General features: G+C 57.7%; 14 protein-coding genes. 8 read left to right on the forward strand and 6 right to left on the reverse strand.

Features of this window, described 5'->3' with window-relative positions; translation table 11 throughout:
- Window positions 1-41 precede the first annotated feature (41 nt).
- On the forward strand, window positions 42-4,409 hold the full coding sequence (locus I1M21_RS04120) for a carboxypeptidase-like regulatory domain-containing protein (RefSeq protein ID WP_195192546.1): 4,368 nt from the start codon (window positions 42-44) through the stop codon (window positions 4,407-4,409).
- 112 nt (window positions 4,410-4,521) lie between these two features.
- Here I1M21_RS04120 and I1M21_RS04125 read toward each other — a convergent pair whose 3' ends face one another.
- The gene (locus I1M21_RS04125) at window positions 4,522-5,541 is read right to left on the reverse strand and encodes a DUF4352 domain-containing protein (RefSeq protein WP_195192547.1); all 1,020 of its coding nucleotides are present in this window, start codon (window positions 5,539-5,541) and stop codon (window positions 4,522-4,524) included.
- A gap of 432 nt (window positions 5,542-5,973) precedes the next feature.
- Here I1M21_RS04125 and I1M21_RS04130 point away from each other — a divergent pair, with 432 nt between their 5' ends.
- Window positions 5,974-7,971, forward strand: coding sequence for a DNA gyrase/topoisomerase IV subunit B (locus I1M21_RS04130; protein ID WP_117820832.1), 1,998 nt, complete (start codon window positions 5,974-5,976; stop codon window positions 7,969-7,971).
- Between the two features lie 45 nt (window positions 7,972-8,016).
- Entirely contained in the window at window positions 8,017-10,257 is a 2,241-nt protein-coding gene (locus I1M21_RS04135; RefSeq protein ID WP_195192548.1) for a DNA gyrase subunit A, read from the forward strand.
- Window positions 10,258-10,353: 96 nt separating this feature from the next.
- On the opposite strand, the gene I1M21_RS04140 is transcribed toward I1M21_RS04135, so the two are convergent.
- The 4 genes from I1M21_RS04140 to I1M21_RS04155 form a co-directional block, all read right to left on the reverse strand.
- A complete protein-coding gene (locus tag I1M21_RS04140; protein ID WP_195192549.1) occupies window positions 10,354-11,643 on the reverse strand; it encodes an ATP-binding protein in 1,290 nt (429 codons plus the stop codon).
- Window positions 11,644-11,822: 179 nt separating this feature from the next.
- Window positions 11,823-12,353, reverse strand: a complete 531-nt coding sequence (locus tag I1M21_RS04145) for a flavodoxin family protein (protein ID WP_195192550.1) — start codon at window positions 12,351-12,353, stop codon at window positions 11,823-11,825.
- Between the two features lie 148 nt (window positions 12,354-12,501).
- The gene (locus I1M21_RS04150) at window positions 12,502-13,473 is read right to left on the reverse strand and encodes an alpha/beta hydrolase (protein WP_195192551.1); all 972 of its coding nucleotides are present in this window, start codon (window positions 13,471-13,473) and stop codon (window positions 12,502-12,504) included.
- 2 nt (window positions 13,474-13,475) lie between these two features.
- Window positions 13,476-14,243: a carboxymuconolactone decarboxylase family protein gene (locus I1M21_RS04155; protein WP_195192552.1), complete on the reverse strand. Its 768-nt coding sequence runs from the start codon at window positions 14,241-14,243 to the stop codon at window positions 13,476-13,478.
- 274 nt (window positions 14,244-14,517) lie between these two features.
- Here I1M21_RS04155 and I1M21_RS04160 point away from each other — a divergent pair, with 274 nt between their 5' ends.
- On the forward strand, window positions 14,518-14,958 hold the full coding sequence (locus I1M21_RS04160) for a MerR family transcriptional regulator (RefSeq protein ID WP_195192553.1): 441 nt from the start codon (window positions 14,518-14,520) through the stop codon (window positions 14,956-14,958).
- A gap of 557 nt (window positions 14,959-15,515) precedes the next feature.
- Here I1M21_RS04160 and I1M21_RS04165 read toward each other — a convergent pair.
- On the reverse strand, window positions 15,516-17,069 hold the full coding sequence (locus I1M21_RS04165; protein WP_195192554.1) for an AlbA family DNA-binding domain-containing protein: 1,554 nt from the start codon (window positions 17,067-17,069) through the stop codon (window positions 15,516-15,518).
- An 866-nt stretch (window positions 17,070-17,935) separates the two neighbouring features.
- On the opposite strand from I1M21_RS04165, the gene I1M21_RS04170 reads away from it, so the two are divergent.
- The 4 genes from I1M21_RS04170 to I1M21_RS04185 all read left to right on the forward strand — a co-directional run bounded on the left by I1M21_RS04170 (window position 17,936) and on the right by I1M21_RS04185 (window position 20,694).
- Window positions 17,936-18,148 (forward strand): helix-turn-helix domain-containing protein, encoded by a 213-nt coding sequence (locus I1M21_RS04170; RefSeq protein ID WP_229025602.1) that lies wholly within the window; start codon window positions 17,936-17,938, stop codon window positions 18,146-18,148.
- Entirely contained in the window at window positions 18,121-18,642 is a 522-nt protein-coding gene (locus I1M21_RS04175; protein ID WP_271762778.1) for a class B sortase, read from the forward strand. The genes I1M21_RS04170 and I1M21_RS04175 overlap by 28 nt, the downstream gene beginning before the upstream one ends.
- 238 nt (window positions 18,643-18,880) lie before the next feature.
- Entirely contained in the window at window positions 18,881-19,522 is a 642-nt protein-coding gene (locus I1M21_RS04180; RefSeq protein ID WP_229025587.1) for a hypothetical protein, read from the forward strand.
- Between the two features lie 11 nt (window positions 19,523-19,533).
- Entirely contained in the window at window positions 19,534-20,694 is a 1,161-nt protein-coding gene (locus I1M21_RS04185) for a hypothetical protein (RefSeq protein ID WP_195192556.1), read from the forward strand.
- Window positions 20,695-20,878 lie beyond the last annotated feature (184 nt).

Consider the following 20,878-nt stretch of genomic DNA (forward strand, 5'->3'; position numbering starts at 1 on the left):
TTTGATTATTTCCACCGATGTTCTCGGAATGGGAGCCAAAGATGCTTGATCGCCGTTCGTTACTTGTTGCCGGAGCGTCCTCGCTGGTGAGCATTATGTTGCCGCGCGTGCCGGGTACCTCAAACGCCTTCATACTGCCGTTCACGCCCACCGAAGCGTTTGCCGACGAAGAAGACCCCTTCAAGGTGCTCGTGCTCTCGCGCACCATGTTCGGCGTGGTGGTGGTCGATGTCGCCAACAAGATGAACCCCATCGCAGGCGCCCAGGTCACGCTGACGTCGCGCTATGCCGCGGGCAAACAGCTCACCGCCACCACCGATGACGAAGGTACGGCGATCTTTGAGATTGCCCCGCTTTCGGAAGGCTACGTGGACGAGGCGACGCTCCTTGACGCGTACGACTTCAACGGCGGCATCTCCATCAGCATGCCGGGCTACCGCGATGTCGAGATCCCCCTCGCGCGCATCCAGGGCGGCACCGCCATTACCGCGCCCACGCGTCCGCTCTCCGACGGGGAGCCGTACTTTCGCCAGCTTACGTTCGACGAGTGGGGCATCCAGTACGCCGACGCCACGTTCATGGCGATGCCCAAAGACGATGCAGCAAATGCGCAGCCCGATACGCATACCTTTGCCGTACAGGCCCACCTGCCGCAGGGCGGGCAGGCAACGCTGCACATCAATAAGGTAATGCCCGCCGTGGGCAGCTCACCCGAAACCGTCACGCAGATTGGCCAGGTCAAGGCCAGCGCAACGGGTGCGGATAATCTGGCGACGTTCACGCTCGAAGACAAGTTCCTCGATGCGGCGTCGGGCATTCTGGAAGAAGGATGCAAACTGCACTTTGTGCTCGACTATCAGGGCAAAACCTACACGCTCTCCTCCCCCATGGCCGTTGCCACCGCACCGGCTTCCAAGGCTGAATCGGGCTCGACCACCATCATCCCCACCACCATGGATCAAGAGATCACTCCGTTCGATTTCCCCGCGGCGTTTCCCGGCATCGGCGGTAACAAGTTCACCTGCTGGATGCCCACGTTTCCGATCCTCTTCGATTTCTCGTTTGCCGGGTACGTGTTGTTTGGCGGAGGATACAAACCGGCCAGCTACATAAACGATTCGGGCAACCCTGATCCGGAGTACTGGAAGAAGTCGCCGCGCGAATCGGGCGCCAAGCAGGCAAACCGCTACCTCGACGAGATGGAGGGGAAGTGGAACCAATACAAGAGCATGAGCGCCGGCTCGGGCACCGATCCAAGAAACACCAAGCTCCTTCGTCACCATTGCACGCCGCTGTTCACGATGGATATCGCAACACAGGTGTACGGATCGCTTGCCTACGACTGGGTAGGCAAAACTTGGGGCGATAACAACGATCCGGCGTTCGGCAATATTAAGGCCCTCTTCCAAGTAAAAACCGACCTCAACTGGACCGAGCAGTTCACCTTGGGCCCGGTGCCGTTTTTCCTAAACGTCAACCCTTGGGTGCTGGCGAAGCTGGCGCTCGCCGTAGGCGCCCACACGCACGGCAGCGGTGCGGCGTTCTTCAAAAACATTTCGCTCGACTATTCCAATACGTCGGGATCGTTCACCATCCAGATCGGGCTTGCCGTCACCTTTGGAGCCGGCGTTGCAGGCGTCGCTTCGTCCGCCGTGCGCGGTGCCGCATCCCTCACACTGTTCATTGGGTACGAGAAGGCGGACGGCCACCAGCTTCCGCGGCTGCGCGTGGGTGCAGACGTCGATGTCGACGTGATACTCCAGTTCATCATGTTCAAGTGGACCACCAAGGCCTGGTCGGGATCGTGGCCCACACTCGCCGATTCGTGGAATATGTCGGTGAACAACGGCGACCAGTATGTACTCCAGCGCTCTGAGCTGGCACTGGGAGGAGACACGCCCTATACGCTGAATGCCTGCTTTGGTGCAGCCGGCAATGCCGAGTCGGGCGGCGTAGCGCAATTTATCGCGTCGGCCACCATCGTCACCAATGCCGAGCTGCTCGCATGCGCCGAGGTTGCAGCCACCCCCGTAAACGTCGCGCCGGTCGTGCGCGATTGGGAGCAAACGGTCACGCATATTGAGCTCGACGCAGATGCAGAGAGCGATGACACGGGACAGGTTGAGCATTTCGTCCACGCTCTAATGGAGAATGTCGAAAACGCCGCGCTGATGTATGAGTACACCCACATCAGGCAGGTGACGAATGCCGTTGCGGACCCGAACGCCAATTCTGCCGGCGTGTCGGAGGACGAGAGGGGCGGCATAAAGCCCTCGAGCGACAGCGTACTCTTCACCGGCGTGCTCAGCGAAGCCCACATGAAGTTTGCGGAGATAGCCGGCGTGGAATGCCTGTTCCGCATCGCTTCGGTGCGCTACGGCGAGGATGGCCGCTCGCGCCTGGTAGTGCACACAAAGGCAAACGGCGCGTGGTCCGCGCCCATGCCGGTCGACTTCCCCCTGGGCTTTGGCGAGGGCGACGTGGAGCGTGGCGGCACGTTCGATTACGACTTCGACGTGGTGGAATATACGGACGGGAGAGGAAGCCAAGACGCCTACGTATTGCTGGTCTCGGGAGAGCGCCCCGAAGGCGATGCAACCCGGTTCGATACAGCAAGCACGGCCGGTATACTGTCCGTTTTGCGCCTACGCATAAGCAATAGCGAGGTTCGCGTGGTATCACACACGTCGTGGCGCAGCATCTCGCGCGGCCGCCTGCAGGAGGACGGCTACCATTGCCTGCAGTGTCCGCGCATCATGGTGGGTAAGACGCTTGTCGACGGACGTCTGTCGGGTGCCTATCTCCACCGTCGCGGAGCCACCGCAGAGAAGGCGCTGGGCAGCGAGGCAGAGGTCGCGCTCGAGTGCTTTACCCTGTGGTCGGATGTGTCGGGCGACAGCCTCACGTTCCGTCAGGTTCTCCGCTTTCCGCAAGCACCGTCGAGCATCGAGTTGGGCGCACCCGAGAACGTCAACGGCAAAATGGTGGTACCCGTTGCACACGAAACCGCAGAGGGCTGCGGTTGCGCATCATACGCCGTCATCGGTCAGTCTATTGCGGGCTGGGGCGTCATGTCGCCGGACGCCACGGTGCCGCGCGTGGTACCGTGGCCGCAGCATACGGGCTTTTTGGCCACCGTCAACGAGCAGCTGCAGCATGTTACGTGGACGCGAGGCGCATCGGCGTTTGCAACGACGCCCGTGGGCGCAGCTGGCTGCGGTCCGGCATCGTTTAGCATGAGCAACAACGGCAGGTGCGTGCTATACGTCGAGAACACCGACGGCAAAGTGGGGCAAACCTACGACGAAGAAGGCGAGCCGGTGGCGGTAATGGGCAAGCATTTCCGCATCTTCGCCAGCACCCTGATCGACGACCTGTTCACGGAGCCATTCGTGCTCTGCGAGTTGGAGCATCCCATCGATCAGATAACGACGTTTTTGACCTCGGACGGCATGCTCTCAGCGCTTGCCACGCACATCGTGAGCGCCGAGCAGAGCAAGGCAGAACTGCACGGTATCGAGGTGCCCCTGGTGGCATGCGCCACGCCGCTGGGCGCGATAGCAAACCTGGGTGCCGTGGTACCCGGGGCGGCAAGCGAGTCGTTTACGGTAACGGTGCGAAACGACGGCAACACCTTGCTGACCGCCGGTACGATTGATCTGTACCGAGAGGGCTCTAACCAGCCGTTCTCCAGCGCATCCATTGGGTTCGGAGCGAACGCACGCATGGCTTCAATCTACGACCCAGAGCTTGCCGAGGACGCATCGGAAAACGACATGGCTCACGTGAAGTACGCACTCGAAGCACTGGGCCAGCGCTTTGCCGCGCACCCGTTGGTTGCCGACAATGGCAACGCCGTGTTGGCACCGGGTTGCACGGCACAGTTCCGCATGAGCTTTGCCATCCCGGAAAGTTGGGGCGACGAGGTGGGCAAACGCGTCACGCTGTATGCGAAGGCGCGTGACCTGGTGGCACTCGATCCCGTAACGCTCGAGGAAATCCGACCGGGCGCAAACTCCGCGCTGGGCGCCGTATTGCACGAGCTCCACATCCCCGACGCGGCATGCGAACGCGCGGAGGTACTGGTGGGCGTATGCGGCAACGCGGATACGACGGGACTCCACGACGCACCGATGACCGTAGATGGCGATGGCGGCTCGAGCGGCGGCGGGTCCGGCACGGGAGGCAGCTCCGGCGTAAGCGGCTCTGGCAGCGGCAAGGACCGCAGCAACGGCAAGCGTTCTGGAAAAGCAGGCGCGCTTGCTGGAACGGGCGACAGCAACATCCCCCTGACGGCAGCCGCAGCAGCACTCGCCGCAGCCGGAGCCGGCCTCGTCGCCTACAGCGCCCGCCGCACGGCGCTCGAAACCGACACCGCCAATGAGGCCAATTCGGATGAGCCTCGCTAGCTCCTAGTTACTTTTGTGAGAGACGCCGACTCGGCTCATCGAGCACCAAAAAGGGCTGGCCCCGATAACTCGGAGCCAGCCCTGAGTCGCCTGACGTGGGGATCGCAGTCCGCTACTTGAGCTTTAGCGCCTCCATCATGGGCACGGCAGCGTCCCAATCGATCTTCCAGCCAATCGACACGCGGACGGTCTCGCCCGTCGCGGGAGCCGTCGCAAACAGCGTATAGCCGTTGTCGGGACCGGTAAAGCGCAACCACGTTATGCCGTTGTACTCGACCTGGTCGGTTGTTGTCTCCTTGCCTTCGTAGACCTGCTCCAGGCTTGCAACCTCTTCCTCCGGCGAACGCGGGAAGATGCTGATGTTCAGGCGTCCTCCAGTCTCATCGTGGAAGAAGTCTGCCTTTTCGCGCTCTTCGTTGGACGAATCCAGCGTGTACCCATCGGCGGCCTCGATACTGTACGATGCGCAATCGATGCCTGTTAAATCTGCCATCTCGCCAGAATCGGCCACGCCGCCGGCCGCCTTAAACTCCTTGGTCTCGCATCCCGTGGTGTCGAAGTGCATGGCCTCATGATTCTTGGCGGGGGCGTAAGCGTCTACGAACTCGACAGTGATGGGCCCGTAGTACGCCGTCTTGGGCGCCCAGAAATACACGTACTCAACGGTCTCGCCCGGACCGATATCTGGCCTCTCGGAAAGGTCGATGCCCTCGTGCAGCTCATCGGGAGCCTCGCTTGCAACGTAGTCGAGCACAGCCGCCTTACCGGAAGTAAACAACGGGTCGCCTGCCTCAAGATCGCCCTGGGCAGCATGCACGTTAAAGGAGCTAAACGTCCTGTTCTTTGCATTGTTGTTTGTGATCTTGACGTGCAGGTAAAAACCGTCCTGCAACTTAGCGTCGCCGCGATAGAACGTACCATGGGCTACCGACTCATAGGTTATGCCAGCCACCTCGACCGTCTGCGACTCATAGGCCTTGGCCTTCTTCTCTACGGGAGCACTGCCACCCGAACCGCCAGTCGAACCGCTCGGAGCGCTACCGCCGCAGCCGGCCACCGTACACGCCAGCACGGCCGAAAGCGTCACGGTGGGAATTCCTAACAGCAGCTTCTTCGTCATGGGCCTCATCATCCTCACCGCTCCTTTCGGCTTGTAGCTCATCCGTTGCCCGAGCACCAAGTCGTCCCCGTGGCATCGGCTTCCACTATGAGCGTATGACGGAACGCGGCACCAGCGAAGTGACCCGTGGCCCAAATAACGACCTGCCAGCATCCCCTATGGGCCAAAACGACACGCACACGCACGCCCGCGGCCCATAAAACGAGACGCCTGTCCCAATGTTCGATTCGATCCATCCGCAAACAAGATAGGGCGTCTTCAACCGCCTTCAAACTTACTCGGACAGAACCGAGTCGGTTTTGCCCGAGTAAGCGCCGTTCCACCAAATTCCGAACGATTGTTCGATGGATTTCGTGTTGGGTGGAATCGCCCACGGGCTGGGCTATGCTACCTTGACTATTTATACGACTTAAATGCACAAGAGGAAGCACCGAGAGAGCGAGTATGGCAAAAAACACCGCAAACTATGGTAACGACAGTATTCGTCAGCTCAAGGACGAGGAGCGCGTACGCCTGCGCCCCGCCGTCATCTTTGGCTCGGACGGGCTCGACGGCTGCGCGCATGCCGCCTTCGAGATCCTGTCCAACGCCGTTGACGAGGCGCGCCAGGGCTACGGCAAGCTCATCACCCTTACCGCCTTTCGCGATGGCTCCATTCAGGTAGAGGACAACGGCCGCGGCTGCCCGCTCGACTGGAACCCTTCCGAGAAGCGCTTTAACTGGGAGCTCGTCTTTTGCGAGCTCTACGCCGGCGGCAAGTACAACAACAACCAGGGCGGCGACTACGACTTCTCGCTCGGTACCAACGGCCTGGGCTCCTGCGCGACCCAGTACGCCTCCGAATACATGGACGTCACGGTTTGGCGTGACGGCAACAAGTACTCCCTGCACTTTAAGAAGGGCAAGGTCGTCGGCGCCAAAAAGAAGGCACTCGAGATTGAGCCCAGCGACGAGGACCGTACCGGCACCACCATCAAATGGCGCCCCGATCTTGAGGTCTTTACCTCCATCAGCATCCCCCACGATTGGTATCGCGAGACCATGCGCCGCCAGGCCGTGGTCAACGCCAACGTGACCTTCCGCCTGCGCATCGAAGGCGACGACGGCGAGTTCTCCGAAGAGGACTTCTGCTATCCCAAGGGCATCGAGGACTATGTGCTCGAGAAGGTCGGTACCGACTACCTTACCGAGCCCTTCTTTATCGAGGCCGACCGTCGTGGTCGCGACCGCGAGGACCTGCCCGACTACAACGTAAAAATCACCGCTTGCATGTGCTTCTCGCGCACTTTCATGATGCAGGAGTACTACCACAACTCATCGTGGCTCGAGAACGGCGGCTCACCCGAGAAGGCCGCCCGTAGCGCTCTGACCAGCGCCATCGATGCCTACATCAAGCAACAGGGCAAGTACAACAAAAACGAGAGCGGCATCAAATGGCAGGACGTCCAGGACTGCCTGGTGCTGGTGACCAACTGCTTCTCCACTCAGACGTCCTACGAGAACCAGACCAAGAAGGCCATCAATAACCGCTTTATCCAGCAGGCCATGACGGCATTCTTTAAGGAGCGCCTCTCGACCTACCTGATCGAGAACAAGGACGCCGCCAACAAGATCATGGAGCAGGTGCTCATCAATAAGCGCTCGCGCGAGAATGCCGAGAAGACGCGCCAGAGTATCAAGACCAACCTGCAGCAGAAGACCGACATGGCCAACCGCGTGCAGAAATTCATCGACTGCCGCTCCAAGGACAAGAGCCGCCGCGAGATCTACATCGTAGAGGGCGACTCGGCAGCAGGCGCCATTCGCACCTCGCGCGATGCCGAGTTCCAGGGCGTCATGCCCGTCCGCGGTAAGATCCTCAACTGCCTGAAGGAGGACTATCCGCGCATCTTTAAGTCAGACATCATCATGGACCTCATGCGCGTGCTGGGCTGCGGCGTGGAAATCAAGGACAAGCGCATCAAGAACCTTGGCGCCTTTGACCTGGACAACCTCAACTGGAACAAGGTCATCATCTGTACGGACGCCGACGTCGACGGTTATCACATCCGCACGCTCGTGCTCACCATGCTCTACCGCTTGGTGCCCACGCTTATCGACGAGGGCTACGTGTATATCGCTGAGTCGCCGCTCTACGAGATCAACTGCAAAGAAAAGACCTACTTTGCCTACACCGAGCTCGAGAAGAACGGCATCCTCAAAGAGATCGGCGACCAGAAGTGCTCCATCAACCGCTCCAAGGGTCTTGGTGAGAACGATCCGGACATGATGTGGCTCACCACCATGAACCCCGAGACGCGTCGCCTGATTAAGGTGGAGCCCGAGGACGTCACCAAGATGGAGACCATGTTCAACCTGTTGCTGGGCAACGACGAGGCAGGCCGCAAGCGCCATATCTCGGAGCACGGCAAAGAATACCTGGACCAGTTGGACCTGCAGTAGCAGCAAATCGATAACGACGGCCCATAAGAAGTTCAAGAGGAAATCGTGGCAAAGAAGAAGACGAAGAACCAGCCTAAGAAAAAGCAGGTCAACGCCGAGAACGTCATCGGCCTGCACTCCGAGGTCACCGACCAGCCGATCACGCAGACGCTCGAGGTCAACTACATGCCCTACGCCATGAGCGTCAACGTCTCGCGTGCGTTCCCCGAAATCGACGGCTTTAAGCCCTCGCACCGCAAGTTGCTCTACACCATGTACAAGATGGGCCTGCTCAAGGGTGAGCGTCAGAAGAGCGCCAACATCGTGGGCCAGACCATGAAGCTCAACCCGCACGGCGATGCCGCGATCTACGAGACAATGGTGCGCCTGGCCACCGGCAACGAGGCGCTGCTCGCCCCCTTCGTGGAGTCGAAGGGCAACTTTGGCAAGTACTATTCGGGCGACCTGAGCTACGCCGCCTCGCGTTATACCGAGGCCAAGCTCTCCCCCATCAGCGCCGAAATCTTTAAGGACATCGACAAGGACCCGGTGGACTTCGTTGACAGCTACGACGGCGCCATGAAGGAGCCGCGCCTGCTGCCCACCACGTTCCCCAACATCCTCGTCTCGGCCAACAAGGGCATCGGCGTCGCCATGGCATCCGACATCTGCGGTTTTAACCTCAACGAGGTCTGCACCGCCACCATGCACTACCTGCAGGATCCCGACTGCGACCTGCTCGAGTACATGCCCATGCCCGACTTCTCGACCGGCGGCGAGATTATCTATCGCCGCGAGGAGATGGAGAAAATCGTCGAGACCGGCCTGGGCAGCTTCCAGATCCGCTCCCGCTGGCGCTGGATCCCCGAGGAGCGCATCATCGAGGTCTACGAGATCCCCTACACCACCAAGACCGATGTCATCATCGAGCGCATCGTCAAGCTCTCCAAAGAGGGCAAGGTCAAGGAGATTGCTGACATCCGCGACGAAACCGACCTCTCGGGCTTGCGCATCGCCATCGACCTTAAGCGCGGCGTCGACCCCGACAAGCTCATGGCCAAGCTCTATCGCTCGACCACGCTGCAGGATTCGTTCTCGTGCAACTTTAACGTGCTCGTCGACGGCTACCCCCGCGTTATGGGCGTGCGCCAGATCCTGCACGAGTGGGTCAAGTGGCGTATTGAGTCCACGCGTCGCCGCATTAACTTTGACCTGGGCAAAAAGTCCGAGCGCCTGCACCTGCTGCACGGCCTCGAGGCGATCTTGCTCGATATCGACAAGGCCATCGCCATCATCCGCGGCACCAAGCTCGAAGCCGAGGTCGTGCCCAACCTTATGAAGGGTTTCGACATCGACGAGACCCAGGCCGAGTTTGTTGCCGAGCTTAAGCTCCGCAACATCAACGAGGAGTACATCCTCAACCGCACCAAGGACATTGCCAAGCTTGAGGGCGAGATTGCCGAGCTTGAGGAGATACTCTCCAGCGAGGAGAACATCAAGAAGGTCATCAGCGACGAGCTGGCCGCGGTCAACAAGAAGTACGTGATGCCGCGCCGCACGGGCAGGATCGAGCCCCATGAGGTTATCGAGGTAAGCTTGGAGCCCGAGGTTGAGGAGTACCCGGTCACCATCATGCTTTCGCGCGACGGCTACCTTAAGAAGATGACGGACCGTGTGCTGAAGAAGGCGACCACGCTCAAGTACAAGGACGGCGACAAACCCTTTATCGAGTTCCCGTCCTCAAACACCCACGAGCTGCTGGTCTTTACCAACAAGAGCCAGGTGTACAAGTGCAAGGTTGCGGCGTTTGAGGACACCAAGTCGGCCCAGCTGGGCTCGTACCTGCCGACCGATCTTGAGATGGAACCCGACGAGAGCGTCATCTGGGTCATCGACCCCGAGGACTACAAGGCCGACGTGCTGTTTGTCTTTGAGAACGGCCGCGTGGTGCGTGTCGCACTTGCCGGATACGTCACCAAGACCAACCGCAAGCGCCTTAAGAACGCCATCTACGGCGGCAGCAGGCTGCTGTATGCGCAGGTGCTCAAGGAAGACCGCGACATCGCACTGGTCTCGAGCGACTACCGCCTGATGAACTTCAACACGTCGCTGCTCAAGACCAAGACGACCACCAACACGCAGGGCGTCCAGGCCTTTACCGCCAAGAAGGGACGCTCGGTCACCACCGTCGGCACGACCGAAGAGATTCTTGGCGCCGGCGTCTCGGCCGAGAAGTTCACCGCGCAGAGCCTGCCCTCCGCCGGTGCCCTCATGAAAGAAAACGACATGCCGAGTTTGTTTGACTAGGACGACAGCAGAACCGCCATAAGCTCTCAAAACGGTGGGGCCCGGAGCGCAGTAAATGCTGCGCTCCGGGCCCCATGCATTTCAGCAGCATCATCCCTATAGACAAAATGCCGCATAAAGTGGAACAGACATAAGCCCATCATTCATTCCAAAGGGCTTAGTCGATAGCCTGATAAGGCGCACGCCCGGATGGGTCTTTTTAAGTGAGGACAGACTTCGAGATCTTGTGTTCTCCCCCGCCTTGACTTCAATCGCAGACAAGCATCCCTGTTTCTCTACTACAAAGTCGATTTCCGCACGATTGTCTCGCGCCCAATAATGCAGCGGATAGCCCATGGCTGAAAGCTGTTGGGCAACGTAGTTTTCGGTAAGTGCGCCCATGAATGTGCCACCGATGCCGGCAAGAATATCGGCGCGTTGAGCACCGGCCTTGGAGACGAGCAGCCCTGTATCCGCCTGATAGATTTTAAAAGCAGAAGGGTTAACGAAGGCCTCTAAAGGGCTTTCGATCTGCCCGACTAGGCTGCAGCGCGCCACCGTACCCGACAATACAAGCCAGTCGAGAGCATCCCCAAAGAGAGACGCATTGCCCCCCGCTCGCACTACCTTGTATTGAAATTTACGATTCTCTTTGGCAAGCTGCTGTGGAATGGAATCGAAGCACGCACGCGTCTTTGCGCTCAAGCGTTCATCAGCATATTTATTGGTGTCGGCGGAATATCCGTCGAGAATAATCCGATGCTTTTCGGCCACATCAATGATTGACTGATCATCGATGTACGTTTGGACCGCCTCGGGCATTCCGCCAACAACAAGATACTGTCGATAGAGCCCAAGCGCCTTTTCATGAAGGCTTGGCGCAAGAGGAGCCATTAACTCGAATGATGAGCGTATCTCGTCGACCAGCTGATCGTGCCCCATCGCCCAGAGAAACTCCTCGAAATCGAGTGGAGTCATCTCAATCAAGTCGGTCTTTCCAACGGGGAACGAATACGACTGATGGTTAATGGCAACCCCAAGAAGCGACCCAGCAGCCGCAACATAATACTCGGGAGCATCTTCGCAAAAGTATTTAAGGGAAGTGAGCGCTTCCTCGCATGCCTGGATCTCGTCAATGAACAGTAAAGTTTTGCCAGGCACGATACGCTGTCCCGTACGAGCCTCGATCGCGCGTACGATCGAATGAGGGTCAAGACCGCCCGAAAAATCCGCTCGCGCCGACCGGTCGTTCTCAAGATTAACGTAGACAACCGATTCGAAAAGATCTTGAGCGTACGTTCTGAGCAGATAGGTCTTGCCACACTGGCGCACGCCTTTGACCAGCAAAGGTTTTCTATCGGCCCTGTCTCGCCATTCCCTAAGGAGCTCGTCTGCCTTGCGACGCATACGCAACCTTCCCTCATGAACTTCTGTTTGACAATATTTTAACGCGGATTAATTTGTTTTCAGTTATTTTTCTGCGTTAAAAAATTGTTCTATACGGCACTTAAGGGAATTGCCCCTATCTCTCGGTAAGGACAGCAAGCATTTCCGCCAACGCTTATTGCCATGCGTTCTCCTTGCCCTTAGGCCAGCTTGCGAGCGAGCTCTCGCACCTCTTCCAACTTGGGCGAGGAGGCCATGCTGTCGCGCTCGGTCATGCCGCTAATGGTGACAATGCCCTGGTCCTCCCACTTGCAGTAGGCGCAGGCTGACTTGTACATAGCGATCGCCGCATCATAGACGCCCTCACTGTGGCTATCGAGCAAAAGGGCCGTCTTGGTGAACGGGAAGCCCGTAGCACCAAAGGCGTACAGGCGGTCGATAGCGGCCTTCTCCTGCGCGGTGATATCAAACCAGTAGATAGGCGAAGCGAAGACAACCATGTCGGCGTCTTTCAGCGACTCGATCACGTCGGCCATGTCGTCCTTCTGCACGCAGGTGCCCTCATGGGTAAAGCAGTACTGGCATCCCAAGCAGCCGGCGATCTTTTTGCCTGCAACGCGGATGACCTCGACCGTATGGCCGACCTCGCGCGCGGTCTCGGCAAACGCCTCGACCATAGTGTCGGTATTGGCGCCCTTACGCGGGCTGCCGCTCAATACAACGATATTCATAGGAATCTCCCTTCTTCATGCCGCAGGCGCGCGGCATATTAGTTTGTTTTAACCTAAACGTATGGAGTTATTCAATCGCCTCGTTTCAGCTACTCCCACTCTTTAGAAGAATCATTGCTGGAGACTTGGCATTAAATCAAGGCACGCCTTATTTCAAATACTCCTCGAAGAACGCTTTCAGCTTTTCAAACGGAATGACGTCCATCTGATCGTAGAGGTCGGTATGGCTGGCACCAGGGATAATGAGTAATTCTTTGTTGTCCCCCGTCAGCTTGCCGTACGCGGTTTCGCTGAAATAGCGGGAGTGCGCCTTCTCGCCGTGCACCAGCAGCACGGCAGAGCGGATCTCGCCGGCGTATTGCAGGATCGGCATATTCAAAAACGACAGCGAAGACGTCACATTCCAGCCGCCGTTGGAGTTCAGGCTGCGGGGATGATAGCCTCGCGGAGTTTTGTAGTAGGCGTAATAGTCCGCCACAAACTGCGGCGCGTCCTCCGGCAGCGGATCGACCACGCCGCCCGCCAGCGCATAGCTGTCGTTTTTATAGTCCTCGGTGCGCTGCACGTTCAACGCTTTCCGCTTTTCAAAGCGCGCCTGCTCGGAATCCTCGGCATCAAAATAGCCGTTTGCGGTCACGCGGGTCATATCGTACATGGTCATAGCCGCGGTAGCTTTGATACGGGTGTCGATAGCCGCCGCATTGATTGCCATGCCGCCCCAACCGCAGATGCCGATGATGCCGATGCGCTCCGGATCGACGTTTTCCTGTACCGAGAGGAAGTCCACCGCTGCGCAGAAGTCCTCGGTGTTGATGTCCGGCGATGCCACATAGCGGGGCGTACCGCCGCTCTCGCCGGTATAGGACGGGTCAAAGGCTATTGCGAAAAAGCCCAGCTCCGCCATTTTCTGCGCGTACAAACCGGAGGACTGCTCCTTCACCGCGCCAAACGGGCCGCTGACGGCGATGGCGGGCAGCTTGCCTTCCGCGTTCTTCGGCACGTACACGTCGGCCGCCAGCGTGATGCCGTATCGGTTGCGGAAGGTCGCCTTGCTGTGCTCAACCTTCTCGTTTTTGGGGAACACCTTGTCCCATTCCTGCGTCAGCTTCAACTGCTCCATGCCTAAGCCTTCTTGTCAGTCGCTTTAAGGTATTGCTCGTCGACCACGGGCTCCAACCACTCGTTGGAGGCCTCCTCGCCCGGAACCTCCACCGCGAGATGGGAGAACCAGCTGTCTGGCGCCGCACCGTGCCAGTGCTTTACGCCCGCGGGAATATTTACCACGTCGCCAGGGCACAGCTCCTGTGCCGGTTTTCCCCATTCCTGGTAAAGCCCTCGACCAGCCACGCAAACAAGGATCTGTCCCCCACCGCTTTTGGCGTGATGGATGTGCCAGTTGTTGCGGCAGCCGGACTCGAACGTAACGTTGTAGACGCCAACCTGCTCGGTAGAAAGGGGCGCGAGGTAGCTTTGCCCGATAAAGTACTTCGCAAATGCGTCGTTGGGGGCGCCAATGGGAAAGACCATCTCGTTTTGGTGGTCGACCCTCGCATCGGCGCCGTCACCCTCGTCCGCCCAGACTTCCTTCGCCATGCGGAAGGCCGCCCACGCCTTGGGCCATCCCGCATAAAACGCAGCATGTGTCAGGATTTCCGCTATCTCCGTCCTGGTCACGCCGTTGTTCTTTGCGGACATCAGATGATATTGGAACGAAGAGTCCGTCAGCCCCTGTGCCATCAAGGCAACCACCGTCACCACGCTGCGGTCTCGAAGGGAAAGCCTGTCTTCTCGGCTCCACACCTCGCCGAACAGCACATCGTCATTGAGCTGTGCAAATTTGGGGGCAAAGTCCCCCAGGGCATCCCTGCCCGCTGTCTGCTTAATCGTCATGTTTGATTCCTCCTGTCGATGGTTTTGAGTACAAACTGCTTTCGCGCAGCTAAGACGCGCCTAGATTTCCATGCCCATTCGTTGCGCCTGCTCCAGAGCAGGATGCCCGGCGATTTCGCCCACGCCGTTCATGCCGCCGGCGAAAACCGTTCCGACAAGCGTGCGCCTTTGGCGAAAATCCCTTGCGCTCCCGATTTGTATTGACGAGAATGAAGGTAATACCTAAACCTAACTTTAGGTCAAGAAGTAAATCCTAGATTTGTCCGGAGGGACCATGTACACAATCGGACAGGTGGCGGATATGTTCGGTCTGCCCGTTTCCACGCTGCGCTATTACGACAAGCAGGGATTGTTCCCGGGGCTGGAGCGGACGTCCGGCATTCGCCGATTCGGCGATACGGAACTCGAGGCGCTTCGGGTCATCGAATGCTTAAAGAAGGCCGGAATGGAGATCAAGGACATCCGGCTGTTCATGGAATGGTGCGCGGAGGGCCCATCGACATATCCCAAGCGCAAGGCCATGTTCGAGGAGCGAAAGGCCCACATGGAGTCGGAGATTGCGAAGATGAACCGCGCGCTGGACATGTTGAAGTTCAAATGCTGGTACTACGAGCAGGCGATTCAGGATGGCAACGAGGATAGACTGAAGGCGCTGATTCCCGACAATTTGCCGGAAGAAATCAAAGATATCTACGATAACGCCCACACTCAATAATGCCACCCAATCTCAAGGGGCTTTGGCGAGGAGTCCATTTCAGACAAGAATACAAAAGAAAGCCTCCGAGCCAAAAGGTCCGGAGGCTGTTATTTCCGCTATTCCCACTCGATGGCTTCAGTTCTGCCGTCACGTCATTCCAGTCGCACCCAGTTTTCGGCACCGTCTCAAGCCGAGTGCCGCCAAGTAACACCGTGTCGTATTTCGTCGGCCTCGGGGACAAAAGTCGGGACAACTTCAAAAACTTTTTCAAACTCAAGGCTTTGAGTTTTTGTTTTTGTCCCAAAGCGCGCGGCGGACCGCCTTTGGAAGCTCGATAGCGCCGAAAACGCCCGTTTTGAAACTCGACCGCCCTTTAGTCTGCAAGCCGCCAGCTGCAATCGCAAGTGAATCAACACAGATGGCTTGCAGGCGTTTCGCAAACCGCGGGTCACTGACACTCGCTATCAGTGAACAAAGTGAGTAGTCTCGGGTTGCTTCCTCATGAGTTGACTGGCGGCAAGCGGCATACGAAAAATAGCGACCGCGGCAAACGAGCAAACATCACACGAAGGACCTCAATGGATCGTGCTATTGGGGTCTCTATCAGGATTGTTGTAGCTTAGCATGTCTGGAGGACGTTCTTCTAATCGCCCAGGGTGATCCTGCAAGAACTTATTTAGCACGCGAGAAGGATCAAACCCCCAGTAATAATCACTATCCTTCTGAAGCGATTCATTTCTTGCAAGCCGATAAAGCTCCCTTAAACACATGGCAATCTTGTCATCATCATCGTCGGGAAGGAGCTCTCTTCGTGCTTTTGGGTTACCTCCTAGGATTTGTAAGGCAACATTAGAGATACGCTTTTCGGAATAGAAGCAACAGGCGGGATATGCGAGACCAGTGCCCACGCCGGCAACAAATACGCATAAGCAGTAAAGGAAATCAAAGGAGCATAGGAGGTCGAGGTATCTCTCATGCGCCGAAGTGTCGCTGCTCATTTTTAGTCCGCAATCCGGTGCCACAATTGGATGATTCGTGGCGTTGTCTAAGGCAACTGTAATCATCATCCCCGAGCCGGCTTCGTTGAAAAGCCCGGCGTTCACGGCCCTAACCTGGCAGTCTCGTATCCAGGATGCATATATGAAGTGCGAGGGAGATGGAGATTGACGGTTGACGAAGGGGGCAATTAGGTCCCATCTTTTCATGCGAACCAGCTGTGCACCCAATTCGTAACAAGCAACCGCCACAGCTAGGCTCTTCGAAGCGGAACCCGCTTTACTGTCATCAATTGCAGCGTAGCAGTCGTAGAGAGCATCTGCTGCCTTCTCAAATAACGCGTCGTTGCAATAGCTAAGGGCATAGGCTCCAACGCCCGCAAGGCTGTTGATTGCATCCGCATCATCTTGAAACTCTGCGGCGACCTGAAAAATGAAGCGAGAAAGCTTCTCATTCTCCTTTTGCTCGAAGCAAGCTTCGAGCGAGCGTACAAGCGCTTCTTCATCCATGCCGTAAACGAGAGGAGGCGTTTTACCCTTCTCTCCAAGAACGGCGATTATATTGTCCACGAGAGTATCCATTCGTTTACTCTCGTCTTTCCTTACGCAAGCATCGTGCTGCTTCAATATTTCTGCCCACTGTGAATACTCAATGGGCCGATTCTGAGCTCCGTCGCGCCTAGCTATTTCGCCCTCGCGAAACACGACAATTTGACGGCCTTTGCCATCTACTGTTTGTCCGAGCTTTGAAAAAGGAACGAGAAGCCCGTCTTCGAGGCTTAACAGGCAAACCAAACAGTATGTGTGTCCATCAACCTCATGCAATTGGGAAATGGCGGTCAAAGGCGCCTGAACATATTTTCTTATCTTGTCCGTTAAGACCGCGCCGTCAAACTGCGCCCAGTTGGTATCCTCGCTTCTAGCCGATGGATTTCCGTCATCGTCCACCCCAATGACGATGTAACCACCGGGATAACGGTTGCACATCGAAACAGCGTCTTTTACAAAATCGAGCTCATCGATCTTCTTGGAAAAATCTAGCGTCTCCTTAAAATCGAGCTCGTTGCATTCACCGCCAGATTTCAATAGCTCGAAAAGTTTTTCTCTATCGGTTCGTCCGTCTACTACGATCATCTATGCGCCAACCTGTCGATTCCCTATGCCCGACAAACAATCTTTCATTTCGTTCATGCGGGTGGCACCAATCGACTGATACGTAGAGAACGCTTTCATCAACGCATCAGCCAAAAGACGTCCTCCCATCTAAATTAATACCGGACATTATCCCATCGTTTTGGCTACTGAGAGAACCGTCGCTATGCTATCCGGTCAAATTAAGTAATAATCATTACCACTTTCATTTGGTTGCTATGGTGAACACAAGCAAACTATCAGCTCAAACAACGAAAACCAGCTGTAGCGTTGCGAAAGAAAACACACTGATTGACAAACCGATGCCCGCTCGTCCGTTCTAGTTTGCCCAGACGCCCCTCCTGCGCTGCCCATGTCTCAACGGATGGGTACCATTTATCCGGGTGCACCTGGAGCAACGGGCCGTCAGGCCCGCGCAAGGTCGCTCGCAGAACACGCAACATCAAACACGACAGAAGAGGCGAACGACAGATGCCGGACCCCGAACGACAGCACCGCGGAAAACGAGCATTCCGACCACAACCGAACAAACCTTGTTCCTAGGCAGGCGCCCGCATGGGCGCCTTTTACTTTTCGGGGACTTAGCTGCCAGCTAAGGCACGCGGCTCATGGCCGTTTCGTGAAGGCTCGACCAGCTCGACCCAGCTCGACCCGTCTCCGCTCCCGTCGTGCGCGCCAACCGCAATCAGGCGGTTCAATCGTCGTGCAGACGAAAACGCACGCGGGACCGCGCAGGCGCATCGCGCGGAAAGATTGGAGGAACCATAGCGCACACTACGAAATGCGCGGCATCCGAGAGCAACCGGGACCGCGACGAGTGGATGACGGCGATCGAGATGCAGGAGTACATGGGGGTGAGCCGGAGCAAGACGTACGACCTCGTCTGGTCGGGAGAAATCGACTCGTACAGACTCGGAAGGAAGCTCCTGGTTTCGAGGGCGGCAGTGGACGCCTACATCGAGTCGAGGAGCGGGAGGCGGGCGGTGACATCGACTGGGACGCCCTTCCCGCCTCCGTCGTCGCATGGGTGCGCGTGCCGGGCACGACCGTCGATTACCTGATCGTCCAGGGCTGGCCAGAATCGCCCGACTTCTACCTCACGCACGACGCCGGTGGCGAAAGATCCGCGTGGGGAGCACCCTGCATCGACGCCGGGTGCGCGCAGGGCGTCGATAGCCCGCTCGTCATCGTCTACGGGCGCCACATGTCCGACGGCACCATGTTCGCACCGCTCGCGCAGTACTCTTCGCGTGCCTTCGCCGAGGCGCACCACACCATCTGTGCCTACACCCGCGACAAGGAAATCGAGCTCGAGGTCTTCGCGGTAGACGTGGTGGACGCGAGCTCGGAGGACAAGCGAACCGACTTCGCAGACATGGCGGCGCTCGGCTCCTACCTCGGGGACAAATTGTCCCGATGCGAGATCATCCTGGAAGAACCGAAAGACGTCGCCCAAGCCTGGGCCTTCGTCACCTGCAGCTACCAGACGAGCAACTCGCGCACCGTGGTCTACGCGAAGGAGGTGAAGGGATGGGATTCGCGTCCTTCGGAATAGGGCTCCTCATGGGGTTCCTCACGCTCACGGCCTACGCCTGCTGCGCAGCCGGCGACGATGAACGAGATTAGGAGTTGCTGATCGAAACTACAACCGAATATGGCCCTTCGACCCCTTGCCGGTATATCTCGGCAAGGGGTCTTGCATGTGGTGAGATAATTTACGCACTTGATAGAAACAAGGCGCTGCCGGCTGCTTCTCGATAAGCTTCCGGTTGTCCATGAACAGAGGTGCGCAATTGGGAAAGATAAAGCTGCAAGACGTCAAAAAGGTTATCGACATCGGAAAGGACGTCCTGCCCTTCGTTGAACCCGCCGTGGACAAATACGGGCCTGCTCTGATTGACTGGGGACAGCAGAGGGGAAAGCAGGCAGCGAATAGCCTCGGAGAAGCCAGGGACTCATTCCTTTCAAAAGGCCAGGCAATCAAAGATAAGAAGGAGCAGCAAAAGTCACTCGAGGAAGCCCGCAAGAAGGCCGTGGCAAGCTCGCTTCCGCCGATCTCCGCAAAAGAGTTCTTCGAGAACTTTGAGAGCAACGTCTCCAGCGAAGCCGACCTCAGCGATGGGTACATGGCAATCGCCGGCTGCTACGCTGTCGTCACGATGAAATCGGCACGAGAGAAAGATCCTTCCGCCTACGAGGACGTCTATGTCGGTTGCGGCAAATCCATGGGCTTCAGCATATACACCCAGCTTTGCGGTTTCGGCAACGTCGACGTCTACGCCGACTTCAAGTTCAAAAGACCCATGATGATCCTGCTCTTTCCGTGTGAGGAGAAAGACCTCGAGAGCCGCTATGAGGCCCTCGTCAGGGATCTTCAGGCCGAGAACTCGTACAACAAATGGGACGTCCTGGCACGCTCCGATGAGGCGAGATAGGCACTAAGAGCATGAGCGATAAAGAACTTGCGCCGATTAGCGTCGAAGTTGTTGCGATCGATGACCTCGACAGTATCAAGGTCATCGCGAACACCAATGCGAGCAAAGAGAACAACGGCGGTGTCGGAGAGCGGGCGGACACCTTTCTCGGCCTCGCCTCGGACGTCATAGACCTCGTCGAGGGAAAGCAACTCTACAAAGTCGAGGTCCCCGAAGGCTACAGCCTCAAGGACCTCGTCGCCTCGAAAAAGGATCCGGAAGCGGTGAGAGCCCTCGTCCGAGACCCAAAGGGTCGTCTGAGCAGCGACGTCTCTCTCAAAGCCACCGGGGTCAGCCCTGCGCAGATCGCCAGCGTCGGCCTTGCCGCAGCGGCGATGGTTGTCGGCCAGGCGTACATGACCGAAATCAGCGACAGCCTCCAGCGCATCGACGCCAAGCTGGAATCGATCGTCTCCATGATCGCCGGCGATCAGAAGGCGAAGGTCAAAAACGCCCTGGACATCGCCAGAACCTACGCAGCCTTACACGACGATTACCTCCAAAAGCCCGCCGAGGCGCGCCAGGCGGCAAGAAACGAGATCGAGAGCAGGTACAACGATGTCGGTCAGGTAATCGATTGGATTACCGAGCAGCTCGCCGGCGTCGAAGACGAGGTCAGGGGCACCGCCGAACGCGAGAAGAACCTCGAACCGTTGCTTAAAGAGATCCAATCCTACGAGGCCCAGTTCGGCATGTGCCTCCAGGCCCTGTCGGCGCTCGCAATGACGCGCATGTACTACGACGGCAGCATGGACGACCACAGCGCCCTCATCGAAGAGCAGCGGATACTCGACAAATCTCAGGGATTCCTGAAAAAGAGGCAGACCCTCGCGGCTCTCATGGAGATGAAGATCGGGGGCATGAAAGGGGCGCCCATCGCGCTTCCTCGCGGCGCCCGGGGGAACGTCCTCAAAAGGCTGGTCTCCCAGACGCCAAGAGCCGCCGCAAAGGAGCAGATCCTCGAGGCCAAGGTCGAGATGTGCGCGAGCCTACGCTCGGGAGAGTCGAAACTGAGGTCCGAAGCCGAAGATCGAAAAGGCGAGATCGAACGCATCGCAGCGGCATCCCGTACAGCCAGGACGCTGCTCACGGACGGAACCGACTGCTGGCTCATCGACGATCAGGAAGATTAGAAACCAAGAAAAAGAGGCGGGCAATTGCCCGTCTCTTACCACATCACCCACTTGAACACGGCGTGGAACAGCCAGACGAATAAGCCCAGCGTGACCTTCAGCACCGCCTTGAGGAACCTGCCAAGCCTCCTCATCGACGTCACCCCAATCTTCCTTGACCTTGCGGTCGCTGTCTTCGGTGCCC

Source organism: Collinsella aerofaciens (assembly GCF_015546965.1).
Lineage (GTDB): Bacteria > Actinomycetota > Coriobacteriia > Coriobacteriales > Coriobacteriaceae > Collinsella > Collinsella aerofaciens_X.

Bases quoted from the DNA above. Each gene is read 5' to 3' on its own strand.
- I1M21_RS04125 (WP_195192547.1), bottom strand. From the start codon at position 5,541: ATGATGAGGCCCATGACGAAGAAGCTGCTGTTAGGAATTCCCACCGTG.
- I1M21_RS04145 (WP_195192550.1), bottom strand. From the start codon at position 12,353: ATGAATATCGTTGTATTGAGCGGCAGCCCGCGTAAGGGCGCCAATACC.
- I1M21_RS04130 (WP_117820832.1), top strand. From the start codon at position 5,974: ATGGCAAAAAACACCGCAAACTATGGTAACGACAGTATTCGTCAGCTC.
- I1M21_RS04165 (WP_195192554.1), bottom strand. From the start codon at position 17,069: ATGATCGTAGTAGACGGACGAACCGATAGAGAAAAACTTTTCGAGCTA.
- I1M21_RS04140 (WP_195192549.1), bottom strand. From the start codon at position 11,643: ATGCGTCGCAAGGCAGACGAGCTCCTTAGGGAATGGCGAGACAGGGCC.
- I1M21_RS04155 (WP_195192552.1), bottom strand. From the start codon at position 14,243: ATGACGATTAAGCAGACAGCGGGCAGGGATGCCCTGGGGGACTTTGCC.
- I1M21_RS04160 (WP_195192553.1), top strand. From the start codon at position 14,518: ATGTACACAATCGGACAGGTGGCGGATATGTTCGGTCTGCCCGTTTCC.
- I1M21_RS04170 (WP_229025602.1), top strand. From the start codon at position 17,936: ATGGGGGTGAGCCGGAGCAAGACGTACGACCTCGTCTGGTCGGGAGAA.
- I1M21_RS04185 (WP_195192556.1), top strand. From the start codon at position 19,534: ATGAGCGATAAAGAACTTGCGCCGATTAGCGTCGAAGTTGTTGCGATC.
- I1M21_RS04150 (WP_195192551.1), bottom strand. From the start codon at position 13,473: ATGGAGCAGTTGAAGCTGACGCAGGAATGGGACAAGGTGTTCCCCAAA.
- I1M21_RS04120 (WP_195192546.1), top strand. From the start codon at position 42: ATGCTTGATCGCCGTTCGTTACTTGTTGCCGGAGCGTCCTCGCTGGTG.